General features: G+C 69.2%; 10 protein-coding genes and 1 pseudogene. 8 read left to right on the top strand and 3 right to left on the bottom strand.

All coding sequences use genetic code 11. The features are described 5' to 3' along the window. A partial coding sequence (locus I71_RS02830) for an alpha-galactosidase (protein WP_042690198.1) occupies nt 1–877 on the bottom strand: 877 nt, incomplete at its 3' end. A 210-nt stretch (nt 878–1,087) separates the two neighbouring features. Here I71_RS02830 and I71_RS02835 point away from each other — a divergent pair. The 3 genes from I71_RS02835 (at nt 1,088) to I71_RS02845 (ending at nt 5,169) form a co-directional block, all read left to right on the top strand. Beyond that, complete coding sequence (locus I71_RS02835; RefSeq protein ID WP_042690203.1) at nt 1,088–2,452, top strand: GH1 family beta-glucosidase; 1,365 nt, start codon at nt 1,088–1,090, stop codon at nt 2,450–2,452. Nucleotides 2,453–2,553: 101 nt separating this feature from the next. Continuing rightward, the gene (locus tag I71_RS02840) at nt 2,554–4,362 is read left to right on the top strand and encodes an ABC transporter ATP-binding protein/permease (protein ID WP_244433596.1); all 1,809 of its coding nucleotides are present in this window, start codon (nt 2,554–2,556) and stop codon (nt 4,360–4,362) included. Nucleotides 4,363–4,461: 99 nt separating this feature from the next. Further along, complete coding sequence (locus I71_RS02845) at nt 4,462–5,169, top strand: Crp/Fnr family transcriptional regulator (RefSeq protein ID WP_375731168.1); 708 nt, start codon at nt 4,462–4,464, stop codon at nt 5,167–5,169. A 32-nt stretch (nt 5,170–5,201) separates the two neighbouring features. Here the strand turns inward: I71_RS02845 and I71_RS39390 are convergent, their stop codons facing one another. Both I71_RS39390 and I71_RS39395 read right to left on the bottom strand, forming a co-directional pair. Next, entirely contained in the window at nt 5,202–6,500 is a 1,299-nt protein-coding gene (locus I71_RS39390) for a methyl-accepting chemotaxis protein (RefSeq protein WP_244433598.1), read from the bottom strand. Continuing rightward, nucleotides 6,497–7,849 carry a hypothetical protein gene (locus I71_RS39395; RefSeq protein WP_244433599.1) on the bottom strand — a complete coding sequence of 451 codons (1,353 nt, stop codon included), beginning with the start codon at nt 7,847–7,849 and terminating at the stop codon, nt 6,497–6,499. Before I71_RS39395 ends, I71_RS39390 begins: the two co-directional genes overlap by 4 nt. A gap of 590 nt (nt 7,850–8,439) precedes the next feature. Between I71_RS39395 and I71_RS02855 the strand changes: the two genes are divergently transcribed. The 5 genes and pseudogenes from I71_RS02855 to I71_RS02875 form a co-directional block, all read left to right on the top strand. Beyond that, on the top strand, nt 8,440–8,811 hold the full coding sequence (locus I71_RS02855) for an acyl carrier protein (RefSeq protein ID WP_280109839.1): 372 nt from the start codon (nt 8,440–8,442) through the stop codon (nt 8,809–8,811). Then, a complete protein-coding gene (locus I71_RS02860; RefSeq protein WP_085940671.1) occupies nt 8,808–10,031 on the top strand; it encodes an acyl-CoA dehydrogenase family protein in 1,224 nt (407 codons plus the stop codon). Before I71_RS02855 ends, I71_RS02860 begins: the two co-directional genes overlap by 4 nt. Continuing rightward, on the top strand, nt 10,028–10,954 hold the full coding sequence (locus I71_RS02865) for an amino acid--[acyl-carrier-protein] ligase (RefSeq protein WP_042690219.1): 927 nt from the start codon (nt 10,028–10,030) through the stop codon (nt 10,952–10,954). The genes I71_RS02860 and I71_RS02865 overlap by 4 nt, the downstream gene beginning before the upstream one ends. Continuing rightward, nucleotides 10,951–11,910, top strand: a complete 960-nt coding sequence (locus I71_RS02870; RefSeq protein ID WP_244433600.1) for a DUF1839 family protein — start codon at nt 10,951–10,953, stop codon at nt 11,908–11,910. Before I71_RS02865 ends, I71_RS02870 begins: the two co-directional genes overlap by 4 nt. A 5-nt stretch (nt 11,911–11,915) precedes the next feature. Further along, nucleotides 11,916–13,016 (top strand): annotated as a pseudogene (locus I71_RS02875) (glycoside hydrolase family 2 protein); the annotation flags it as partial.

Raw genomic sequence — 13,016 nt, forward strand, 5'->3', positions numbered from 1 at the left:
CGCCGTCCATCAGGTCGCGCAGGATGACGCGGCCCTCTTCGTCGTGGCGGAAGTCGAAACCGTGCTCCCCGGCTTCCCAGCCATAGGGCAGGAACTCGCCGGTGTGGTCGTCGCTGGGGGTCACCCACAGGCCGAAGGCGTGGAACAGGCGCCGCGCCAAGGGGGTGAAGGACGGGTCGTGCGTCGCCTCCCGCTCGCGCAGCAGGGGGTAGAGGTCGCGCCCCGTCGCCTTCTCGCGGATGGCGGTCAGCCACTGGAAATGGTTCAGCCCGGCGCCCCAGACATCGACCTCCTTCTCGGCCATGCCCAGGATCTGGCAGATGAACCAGCGCGCCAGGAAGATGCCGTGGCAGAGCCCCAGCGTCTTTACGCCGGTGCAGCGGGACAGCCCCAGCACGATGCGGCTTTCCGGATTCGACAGGTTGATGAACAGCGCGTCCGGGCAGATCGCCTCGACGTCGCGGGCGATGTCGACGATCAACGGCAGGGTGCGCAGTGTGAAGAACAGGCCGCCTGGACCGCCATTCTCGCCCAGCGTATGGCGGATGCCATGTTTCTTCGGCACATCGAAATCCAGCCTCCACAGCCGGTTGCGATCGATGGCGATGGCGCACAGGACGAAACCGGCGCCCTGGAGGGCCGCCTTGCGGTCGGTGGTCTTCTCGATGGTGAGGCCCGCATTCCCGTGCCGGTTCAACACGTCGGCCAGCGCCGCCATGCGGTCGAGAGCCTCTTGGTTGGTATCGACCAGCGTCAGGGTGCTGCCGGCCAGCTCGGTGGTGGAGAAGAGGTCCTGGAACAGGCTGAGTCCGAAGGCGGCGCTGCCGGCGCCGATGAAGACGATCTTGGTGGTGTTGGGCTTGGTGGTGTTGGGCATGATTGTTTTCCTCCGCAAACGGAGCGGCTGACCGCCGTCTTTGGAAATAAGGCTACGCCGTTGGGATGGACCCGCAAGCCCCCCTGCGTGCAACCACCTGCGGCTGCGCCACCGCGTCGCGCCCGGACCGTCCGCATGCTTGCCCCATGGCGCGCGGGTTGCTGCTGGGGCATGCTGGGGAAAACGAACCATCCCCGTGGGAGGAAATGAATGGACAGCTTCAGCCAGCCCGTGTCCCAGGCCGACGATGCCAAGCCGCTGAGTTTCCCACCGGATTTCCGCTGGGGGGCGTCCACCGCCGCCTACCAGATCGAAGGGGCGGTCGATGCGGACGGGCGCGGGCCTTGCGTGTGGGATACGTTCACGGCGCAAGGCCGCATCATGGACGGCAGCAGCGCCGCCGTCGCCTGCGACCATTATCACCGCTACCCGGAAGACATCGCGCTGATGAAGGCGGCGGGCTTCGACAGCTACCGCTTCTCCATCGCCTGGCCGCGCATCCTGCCGACGGGAACCGGGGCGGTGGAGACGCGCGGCCTCGACTTCTACGACCGGCTGGTCGATGGCCTGCTGGAGGCGGGCATCACGCCGATGGCCTGCCTCTATCACTGGGATCTGCCGCCACCGCTGGAGGATGCCGGCGGCTGGCAGGGGCGGGAGATCGTCGGCCCCTTCGCAGACTATGCCCGCATCGTCACCGCCCGGCTGGCCGACCGGGTCAAGAGCTGGATGATGCTGAACGAACCGAACGTCGTCGCCATCTTCGGCTATGGCGTGGGGGAGCACGCCCCCGGCCACAGGCTGGGCGAACAGGGCATCCTGCGCGCCCTGCATCACCAGAATTTGGCGCAGGGTGCCGCCCTGCGCGCCATTGTGGCGGAGCACTCCGGCCTGACGCTGGGCACCGTCCTCAACCTTCAGCCCAGCGTTCCCGACAGCGACCGGCCGGAGGATGTCGCCGCTGCCGCCCGTTGGGACGCGGTGTGGAACCGGGTGGCGCTGGACGGGCTGATGCGCGGACAAATCCCGGCGCTGCTGGCCGACAGGATGGCGGACTTCGTTCTGCCCGGCGACGAGGAGGCGATCCGCTATCCCATCGACCTGCTGGGCATCAACTACTACTCCCGCATGACGATGAAGCATGAGGAGGGGCGGCCCTTCGATGTCGGCTGGGGCGAGGCCCGGTGCCGGCGCTGGACCGGCATGGCCTGGCCGGTGCAGCCGGAGGGGTTGTACGACCTGCTGACCGAATTCCGCACCGACTACGGCAACCCCGCCGTCTTCATCGCCGAGAATGGCTGCGCCTATGACGACGTGGTGACGCCGGACGGCCAGATCCACGATGCCGAGCGCGTGCTGTTCTATCGCGAGCATCTGGAATCGGTGGCGCAGGCGCTGGCCGACGGATGCAACGTGAAGGGTTATCTGTGCTGGAGCCTGCTGGACAATTTCGAGTGGGCCTTCGGCCTGTCGAAACGCTTCGGCATCGTGCGGGTCGATTACGACAGCTTGGAACGCACGCCGAAGGACAGCTACCGCTTCCTCGCCGAGGTTGTGAGAAGCGGGAGGCTTTAAGCCTTCTTTCGCCGGTGCCCCTGTACTTTCGGCCTGTCACGTCCTATTCGTTAGTTATACGGACGGTGAAGGATTGAGGGCGGAGGCCCGGGATGGGCGGCATGACCGACAAGACAGGCGGCAGCGGGAACGGGACTGGGTCCGGTGGCGAAGCGGCCGGCTTCGCCCGCCGGTTCCTGAGACTAGCAGGGGGCTATTGGCACGGGCGGTCGCGGCTGACCGTGTGGGCGCTGACCGTGGCGCTGGTGGTGCTGACGGTGGGGCAGGTCTCGGTCCCCGTCCTGATCAACCTGTGGAGCGAGCGGCTGTTCGACGCGCTCGAACAGCGCTCCATGAACCGCTTCCTGACCATGATCGGTCTGGTCGGGCTGATCATCCTCTACAACATCGTCATCGTCGTCCTGCATCTGCGGGTGAAGCGCCGGCTGCAGATGGGCTGGCGCGACTGGCTGACGCGCAAGCTGCTGGAGGACTGGCTGCGCCGCGGCCGCCATCACCAGATCGCCTATATGCCGGGCGAGCACGACAACCCCGACGGCCGCATCGCCGAGGACATCCGCATCACCGCGGAGATGGCCATCGATCTCGGCCATTCGTTGACCTATTGCGCGCTGCTGCTGATCAGCTTCACCAACATCCTGTGGATGCTGTCCGGCACCCTGTCGGTCACGCTGTTCGGGGCCGAACTGTCGGTGCCCGGCCATCTGCTCTTCGTCGCGCTGCTCTATGCCGCGATGGGCACGACCATCGCCATGCTGATCGGCCAGCCGCTGGTCAATGCGGTCAACCGGCGCCAGGGCTATGAGGCCGACTTCCGCTTCGCGCTGGCCCGCATCCGCGAGAACGGCCAGACCATCGCCCTGCTGCATGGGGAATCGGCGGAGCGTGGGCATCTCTCCGGCCTGTTCGCTGGGGTGGTGCGGGGCTGGAACGGCCAGACCCGCGCGCTCAGCCACATGATGGTGTTCAGCGCCAGCTATTCCGTGCTGTCCACCGCCTTCCCGATCTTGGTCGCCGCTCCGCGCTACATCGCCGGCACGATCACGCTGGGTGTGCTGATGCAGACGGCGCAGGCGTTCCAGCAGACGGTCGGCGCCCTGTCCTGGCCCATCGACAACCTGCCGCGCGTCGCCGAATGGCGGGCGTCGGTGGAGCGCGTGCTGAGCCTGCACGATGCGTTGGTGCGGCTGGACCGCGACGTCTGCGACGTGCCGGACGGCCATATCCAGCTGGTGCGGGCGGACGAGCATACCACCCTGAGCTTCCGCGGTGTCGCCATCGACGAGCCGAACGGCACGGCCATCGTCCATCCCTTCGACCTGGAGGTGCGGCCGGGTGACCGCGTGCTGATCGGCGGCGACGCCGCGGCGACCATCCGCCTGTTCCGCGCCGTGGCCGGCGTCTGGCCCTGGGGTCGCGGGCTGATCACCCTGCCGGCCCACACCCGCGTCTTCTTCATGCCCGAACGGCCCTATCTGCCCCATGCCAGCCTGCGCGCGGTGCTGGCCTATCCCGGTGCCGCCTCCTCGGTCGGCGACGAACAGGCGGCCGAGGCGCTGGTCACTGTCGGCCTGCCCGATCTGGTCGATCGCCTGGACAGCGTCGATCATTGGGACGAGGCCCTGTCGGTGCCCGAGCGCCAGCGCCTGGGCTTCGCCCGGCTGCTGATCCGGCGCCCGGACTGGATCTTCCTGGAAGACGCCACCGACAGCCTGGATCCCCCGGCGGAGGAGGAGCTGCTGACCCTGATGGAGCGGGAGCTGCCGCACGCCACCCTGCTGACCATCGGCCACCATGCCGGGCTGGGCGCCCATCACAGCCGCAAGCTGGTGCTGGAGCGCACCAACGGCGCCGTCACCCTGCGGGAGGAGGTGCGGGAAGTGCCGCCGGTGACGGAAAGCGCGGCGTAAAAGCGTCCCCGCATCCTTGGAACCCATCCAAAAAGCTGCCACACTGCGCGCCGGACACCGTTCGTACCCACAGCATCGCCGCCCCACAATTCCATGGACATGAGCGTGAAGAAGACCAGCATCAACGCGGCATGGCGGGGGCTGGCGAATTGCCGGGGGTGCGGCATCCGGGACTCGGCGCTTTTCGCCGACCTGACGGAAGCCGATTTCAACCTGATCCACCTGCCGATCGACGAGATGACGGTGGCGCCAGGGGCCGCGCTCTACCATGTCGGCGACGAGCCGGCGGCGCTCTACACCGTGCGCGGCGGGCTGGTGAAGCTGGTGCAGTATCTGCCCAACGGCGGCCAGCGCATCGTCCGGCTCCTGCGCACCGGCGACACTGCCGGGCTGGAGGCGGCGCTGGGCGAACCCTATCGCCACACCGCCATCGCCATCCATCCCGTCCTGACCTGCCGCATCCCGCGCGCGGTGATCCAGCGCCTGTCGGAGGAAACGCAGCACCTGCACCAGCAGTTGATGCGCCGCTGGCATCAGGCCGTGGAGCGGGCCGACGCCTTCCTGGTCGAACTCGGCACCGGCAGCGCCCGGGCGCGGGTCGCCCGGCTGTTCCTGACCCTGGTGGACGACCGCGGCGAATGCGACTTCTTCGGGCGGGAGGATGTCGGCGCCGTGCTCGGCATCACCACCGAGACCGCCAGCCGCGTCGTCGCCGAACTGAAGCGGCAGGGCTTGCTGGACGAGCTGCGGCCCAACCGCTTCCGCTGCGACACCGCCGCCCTGCGCGAGCTGGCGGACGGGCCGTAGCCCGTCCCCCGGTCGGGCGGGCTACGGCCTTGTCAGGCCGCCCGCATCTCGCCCACCAGCACGTCGACCTGACCGGCCAGCGTCTGCAGCTGCTCCTGCACGGTGGAGGAGGCCGACAGCACGCGGTTGGCCGAATCCCCCGATTCCCGCGCCGCATCGGCGACGCTGTCGATGTTGCCGCGCACATGCTGGGTGCTGTCCGCCGCCTCTCCCACATTGCGGGCGATTTCGCGGGTGGCGGCACTCTGCTGTTCGACCGCGGCGGCGATGGTGGCGGCGATCTCGTTCACTTCGCGGATGGTGCCGGCGATGGAGCGGATGGCGTCCACCGCCTCCTGCGTCACCGACTGCATGGCGGCGATCTGGGCGGAGATGTCCTCCGTCGCCTTCGCCGTCTGGGTGGCGAGGCCCTTCACCTCGGACGCCACGACGGCGAAGCCCTTGCCGGCCTCTCCCGCACGGGCGGCCTCGATGGTGGCGTTCAGCGCCAGCAGGTTGGTCTGGCCGGCAATGGACTGGATCAGCCCGACGACCTCGCCGATGCGGCCGGCGGTCTGGGCCAGCCCCTCCACCGTGCGGTCGGTGCGTTCGGCCTCCTCGGCGGCCTTTCGGGCGATCTGGCTGGAGGCATGGACCTGGCTGCCGATCTCCTGGATCGAGGCCGACAGCTCCTCCGTCGCGGCGGCGACCGCCTTGACGTTGCCCTCGGCCTGCTGGGAACTGCTGGCGGCCGTCGTCGCCTCTCCGGCGGTCAGGCCGGCACTGTGGTTCATGCGTTCGGCCATGCTCTGCATCTCGCCGGCGGCCTGGGCGACGCGGTCCAGCACGCCGCGGACGCTGGTCTCGAAATTCTCCGCCATTTCCACCATGGCGCGGCGGCGTTCGCCGGCCGCACGGCCGCGCTCCGCCTCGGCCCGCGCATTGGCGGCCCTCGCCTCGTTGGCGGTGTCGCGGAAGACCATCAGGGCGCGGGTCATGTCGCCGATCTCATCCCCTCCGGCAGCGGGAATCGGGGCGTTGAGGTTGCCGGCGGCAATCGCCCGCATGGCATCGGACAGCGCGCTCAGCCGGGCGACGATGTGGCGGCCCACCACCAGCCAGGCCAGGGCGGCGGCGCCGATCAGGCTGCCCACCGCAAACAGAATCAGCATCTTGCGGCCGGCGGCGATGGTGTCGTCGGTTCCGGCGACCGCGGCCTTGGCCTCCTCCCGCATCGCGGCGATCTTGCGGTCGACGGTGGCGGCGAAGCGCCGGGCCAGCTCCCGGTTCTCGGCGAGCATCCGCTCGGTGTCCGCCATCGCGGCAATTTCGCCGCGGCGCAAGGCGATCACGCCTTCCTCTCCCGGCCGAAGCCGATCAGCGCCTTCACCAGGGCAGCCAGCACCTCGGTGCCGGCGGCATTGTCGCCCGCCTGGGCGCGCAGCGTGCCGATCCGCTCATAGAGCGACGAGGAGGCGGTGGCGAAGCGCTTTTCCAGCAGGTCGAGCCGGGCGGCATCGGGGGCCTGCGACGCCTCGTTCAGCGCGCCGGTCAGGGCGGTGCCGAAGGTCGACAGCTCCAGATTGGTCCGGAACTGCTCCAGCCCGCGGCCCAGCAGATCCTGCACCGCCTCCTGCACCTGGGAGCGGATGTCGAAGTTGGCGCGCTTGATGTCGCTTTGCACCTTGCGCAGCGGGGCGTTCAGCAGGCCGAGCAGCTGGGCGGCCTGGGTCCGGGCGGACGCCAGCCGCTCGGCCAGCCGCCGGTCGGCCACCCCGCCGCTGTTCTCGGTGCCGTCCAGCGCGGCGCGGCGCAGGTCGAAGACATTGTCCTTGCCATAGCCGAACAGGAACAGCGCATCGATCTTGCCGGCGGCATCGGCGGGCAGGCGGTCGCCCAGCGTGCCGAGCGTGGCCGTCACCTGCGACGAGGCTTCCAGATAGGCCTGCTGCTGTTCGCCGATGGCCTTGGCGTCCAGCGCCGTGCCGGAGCGGTTCATCGCATCGAGCGCGCCGGCGATGCCGCCGCGCAGGTCGTAGAGCGCGATCATCGACCGCACGGCGTCCGACAGCGCCCCCATCTCGCGGTCGGTGCCGCCGTCGAGCGCCATGCCCTTTTCCTGCAGCGCCTGACCGGCGGCATCGACCACCGGCGCCAGGGTCTTGATGAACCCGTCATAGGTCTGGGCCAGCCGGGTGGAGGCCGCTTCGCGCCGGTCGTGCAGGGACAGGCGCCGCCCCACCCCGTCGTTGATCCGGTCCAGCGTCCCGATCAGGGCGTTGCCGGTCTCGCGCACCTCCGACAACAGGGGATCCTGCGGCCGGCGCCGGGCCAGCTCGTCCACCAGCGCCAGGAAGCCGCGGGCGCGCTCCTGGGCCTGCGTCCGCAGCTGTTCCCGCTCCTCCTGGCTGGAGGCGCCGTCGAGCATGGGGGCGGCCGAGGCGATGGCGCCGCTCTCGCCGGCCAGACGGGTCGCCAGCTCCATCTCCGGCAGGCTGGTGTCGGCGATCTGCGCCATCGGCCGCTCGACCGCCGAGAAGGACACCAGGCCGACCGCGCTCGCCGCGACCGTCATCGCCGCCATGCCGGCGAAGGCCAGCATCAGCTTCGCCCGCACACCCAGACGGCGCCCGGTGCCGCCGGACCGACTGGCGGACGGGGGGGAGCCGGGCTGTGGCATCGCGGGGGCGGCGGTCGTCATGGCGTCGGTGTCCCTTGAGAACGGGTGTGGTGGCTGCTGGTCGATCTGCACGAAAAATGGGCGGCACGAACTCTGACCGGGGGATCGGCGGCCTTTTTCGGGCCGCAAGTCCGCATTGTGCGCAATCATGGCCGTGCAAGTGTTAAGGGAAGCTTGCGACCATCGGCCACACCGGCCATTGCATGCTTTTCGACAGGGGGCGTCGGCGTCAACTTCTTTTCCGCTGGCAAGAAAAGATAGTCATTATCCTTCCGCTATACGAAAGTGGTGGACATAAGGAGAAGAAAAATTTCGTTCGCGGGAAAGCCTGTTGCCCGCCAGCGGCGCAGCGGCTCCCGGTGGAGAGGCCCGGATTCTTGCCGGCCAAGGGCCGGGCTCATGTCGGAGCCGGAGCCTATGCGCAAGGATCATGGCCATAGCGGGCAGCACCAAAGGCATCCGGGCCATCGACCGACCCTATCCCTGTGCTTACCCCCACCGGTGAAAAAGCGATCACTTGGATAGCGGCGCGGCCATACCGATGCCGAGTGGAAGCACCGGGGTGGCGTGGCTAGCTTGGGATCAGCAAGTCTGCCCGAGGGAATTCGAGAATGCCGCAGGATGCCAGCCCGCCTTACGCCAATCCGTCCTTCATGGGCTCTCAGAGTGCCGGACTTTCCGCTTCCGCCATTGGCGGGGCCGCCAGTGGAGGCGTCAGCGGAGGCGATGACGGAATGATCGCCGGCATCCGCTCCGTCCTGGCGGAATGCGGCGGTCTGGCGGTCGATGCCGAAACGCTCGCCATAAACGACGACCTCTATGCCGCCGGCCTCACCTCGCATGGCTGTGTCGGCCTGATGCTGGGGCTGGAGGAGGAGTTCGACGTCGAGTTTCCCGAGAAGCTGCTGAACCGCCGCACCTTCGAGAGCATCGCCGCCATCCGCGACGCGGTGCGTGGCCTGGTCGACGGGGGCGAGGCGTGAACGCCGCCCCGGCCGGCCTGGCCGAGCTGGCTCCGGCTTCGGTGCCAGCCCAGGTCGACGTCGCCGCCCGCGCGCGCGCCATCGGCGCCGGGATCGCCGCGCGCCATGCCGAAGCGGTCGACCGCGACGGCCGCTTCCCCACCGAGGCCTTCGACGCCCTGCGCGAGCAGAGGCTGCTGGGCGTCATGATCCCGGCGGAATTCGGCGGCGGCGGTGCCTCGCTGTTCGAGGTGGCGGCGGCCTGCCACGCGCTGGCCCGCGGCTGTGCCGCCACCGGCATGATCTATGCCATGCACCAGATCCAGATCGCCTGTCTGGTGAACCATGGCACCAACGGCTGGCACCGCGACCTGAAGGCGCGCATCGCCGCCGAACAGCTCCTACTGGGATCCGCCACGACCGAGGCGGAGACCGGCGGCGACATCCGCAACAGCGTCTGCGCGGTCAAGCCGGATCCGGGGGCCGAACATGACCGCTTCACCCTGGCGAAGAACGCCTCCGTCATCTCCTACGGCGACCAGTCGGACGTGATCCTGGTCACCGCGCGGCGCAATCCCGACGCGCCGTCGTCGGATCAGGTTCTGGTGGTGGTGACCAAGGACGATTACCGGCTGGAGAAGACGACCCGCTGGGACGCCATGGGCATGCGCGGCACCTGCTCCGACGGCTACCGGCTGGAGGCGGCGGGCGTCATCGGCCAGATCCTGCCCTTGCCCTACGCCGACCTGTCGGCCCAGACCATGCTGCCGGTGACCCACATCCTGTGGAGCAGCACCTGGCTCGGCATCGCCGCCGACGCGGTCAGCCGCGCCCGCGCCTTCGTCCGTTCCGAAGCCAAGCGCAAACCCGGTACCACCCCGGCGTCGGCCTTGCGGCTGGCCGAGGCGACGGCCAAGCTGCAGCAGATGAAGGCGGTCATCCTCGCCGCCATCCGTCAGTACGAGTTGGCCAGCGGTTCGCCGGAGCAGCTGGTCGGCCTGTCCTTCGCCACGGCGATGAGCACGCTGAAGGTCACCAGCTCGGAGCTGGTGCGCGAGGTGGTGGAGGCGGCGATCCGCACCTGCGGGCTGGCCGGCTACCGCAACGACACCCCCTACAGCCTGGGCCGCCACCTGCGCGATGCCCATTCCGCCGCGCTCATGATCGGCAACGACCGCATCATGTCGCACATCTCCACCCAGCTTCTCGTCCAGCGCGACGGGTCGGGGGCCTTCGAATGAACATGGTCGACATCACGGCCGCCCAGGCCGCCTATCGCGACGAGCTGGTGGACGCCGGCCTGCTGATCCCCACCGGGGTGGACGGCCTCTATGGCCGCAGCGGCGTCTTCGAGGATGTGGTGGAGCGTTTCGACGCGCTGGTCACCCGTTGGGGCGGCCGGGACGGGGCGGAGGTGATGCGTTTCCCGCCGGCCCTGAACCGGCAGTATTTCGAGGAAAGCGAGTATCTCAAGAGCTTCCCCCATCTCGCCGGCACCATCCACAGCTTCGGCGGCGACGAGAAGGCGCACCGCACCCTGCTGCGCCGGCTGGAGGAGGGCCAGGACTGGACCGAGGACCAGGTGGCGACCGACGTGGTGATGACGCCGGCCGCCTGCTACCCGGTCTATCCGACCATCGCGCGGCGCGGCCCGCTGCCCGGCGAGGGCAAGCTGATCGACGTCTTCTCCTACTGCTTCCGGCATGAGCCGTCGATCGACCCCGCCCGCATGCAGCTGTTCCGCATGCGCGAGTACATCCGCATCGGCACCCCCGATCAGGTGGTGGAGTTCCGCGAGCTGTGGCTGGAGCGCGGTCGCGCGATGATGGGCTCGCTGGAGGTGCCGCTCGACGTCGATGTCGCCAACGATCCCTTCTTCGGCCGGGCCGGCGCCATGCTGTCGAGCAGCCAGCGCGAGCAGAAGCTGAAGTTCGAGCTGCTGATCCCGATCACCAGCAGCGAGAAGCCGACCGCCTGCCTGAGCTTCAACTACCACCAGGACCATTTCGGCCATCTGTGGGACATCCACAGCGCCGATGGCGACGTCGCCCACACCGCCTGCGTCGGCTTCGGCATGGAGCGCGTGGCCCTGGCTCTGTTCCGCCATCACGGCTTTGACACCGCGCTATGGCCGGGGTCGGTGCGCAAGGTCCTGTGGGGGTGACCGGCGCCATGTGGACGCCGCACCACCCCGACGGCTACGACCGCCATCCCCTGCACCAGGGAGAGCGCATCTGGCCGGAGACCAACTGCTACGTCGATCTGTGGATCGAGGCGCTGCATGCCCGCGGACTGGAACCGCGGGCGATGCTGGGCTTCACCGTCACCCAGGATTTCGAAGGCGACCAGTTCACCTTCTTCAAGGTGCCGCTGGAGGATCTGGAGACGCTGTACGGCCTGCGCGTGCAGGAGCTGGCGATCTACGACAGCGTCGAGGCCCATGTGGCCGAGCAACTGCGGCGCAGTCCTGACGGCGGTCTGGTGCTGGTGGAGGTCGACGGCTTCCACCTGCCGGACACCCGCGGCACCTCCTACGGCACCACCCATGTGAAGACCACGGTCGGCATCGTCCGCATCGACGCAGGTGCCGGAACGATGGACTATTTCCACAATGCCGGCTTTTACCGGCTCGACGGCGCCGATTACCAGGGCGTCGTCGCCGCGGCGGCCGGGCCGCTCTTCCCCTATGTCGAGTTCGTCAAGCCCGGCGGAAAGGCGCAGGAGGGCGGGGCGCTGGTCGCCGCGTCGCTCGACCTGTTGCGCCGCCATCTCGCCCGCCGCCCGGCCGGCAACCCGGTGACGGCCTACCGCGCCGCCTTTCCCGAGCATCTCGACCGGCTGCTGTCCCGGCCGATGGAGTATTTCCACCTCTATGCCTTCAACCTGCTGCGCCAGCTTGGCGCCAATTTCGAACTGCTGGGCGCTTATATCCGCTGGCTCGACGGCCCGGTGGACGCGGTGGAGGCCTGCCAATCCATCGCCGAGGGCGCCAAGGCCATGCAGTTCCAGCTGGCCCGCACGGTGGCCCGGCGCAAGGTGCCCGACCTGACCGAAAGCTTCGACCGGCTGGAGCGCGGCTACGACACCGTCATGGGCAGTCTGGCCCGCCGGTACGGGTGAGACCCATGGCCCTAATCCGAGCGGTCACGGGACAGCGGCGGACCCTTCTGGATCGGGGATGGACGCTGACCGTCTCGGCGCCCGGCGGACCGGAGAAAAGCGGGGAGGGCATCTCCGCTCCGGTGCCCGGCACCGCCGCCCAGGCGCTCCAGGCCGCCGGCCTGTGGTCGGCGGAGGATCCCGCCCCGCTGCACGACAGGGATTTCCTCTACCGCACCCGCCTCACCGGCCATGGCCCCCATGTCCTGCGCTTCTACGGCCTCGCCACCATCGCGGAGGTGCGGCTGGACGGCGAGCGCATCCTGACCTCCGACAGCATGTATCTGGCCCATGAGGTGCCGGTGACGCTGGCCGGCGAGGCGGAGCTGTCCATCCGCTTCCACGCCCTGCACCCGGTGCTGGCGGCGAAGAAGGGCCGCGCCCGCTGGCGCCCGAAACTGGCCGAACCGGCGGGGTTGCGCTTCGTCCGCACCACCCTGCTCGGCCACATGCCGGGCTGGTGCCCGCCGATCCACGCCGTCGGCCCCTTCCGCCCGGTGGAGCTGGTGGAGGAGAGCGGCCCCTGCCGCGTGCTCGCCGCCGACCTGCGCAGCGGCTATGACGGGCGGGACGGCCATCTCTCGTTGCGCCTGACGGTGGAGGGGGCTGCTCCCGGCACCAATGGTTCGGTCGAGGTGGCCGGCCAAACGGCGCCGCTGACCTTCGACGGCATCGACGGCTTCAGCGCCGACCTGACCCTGCCGGGCGTGGAGCCCTGGTGGCCGCACAGCCATGGCGAGCCGGTTCTGCATGATGTCGTGGCCCGCATTGGATCGGTCGACGTGGACCTCGGCCGTGTCGGCTTCCGCTCGCTCGCTATCGACCGCGGACCGGATGGCAACGGCTTCGCCCTGCTGGTGAACGGCGAGCGCGTGTTCTGCCGCGGCGGTTGCTGGGTGCCGGTCGATCCGGTCGGGCTGTCGTCGGACCGTGCCGCCTATGAACCGGAACTGCGCCGGATGCGCGAGGCCGGCGCCAACATGGTCCGCGTCGGCGGCACCATGCTGTATGAGGGCGACGCCTTTTTCGAGCTGTGCGACGAGCTGGGCATTCTGGTCGGCAGGACG

This window comes from Azospirillum sp. B506 (assembly GCF_000333595.1).
In the GTDB taxonomy this organism is placed as follows: Bacteria; Pseudomonadota; Alphaproteobacteria; order Azospirillales; family Azospirillaceae; genus Azospirillum.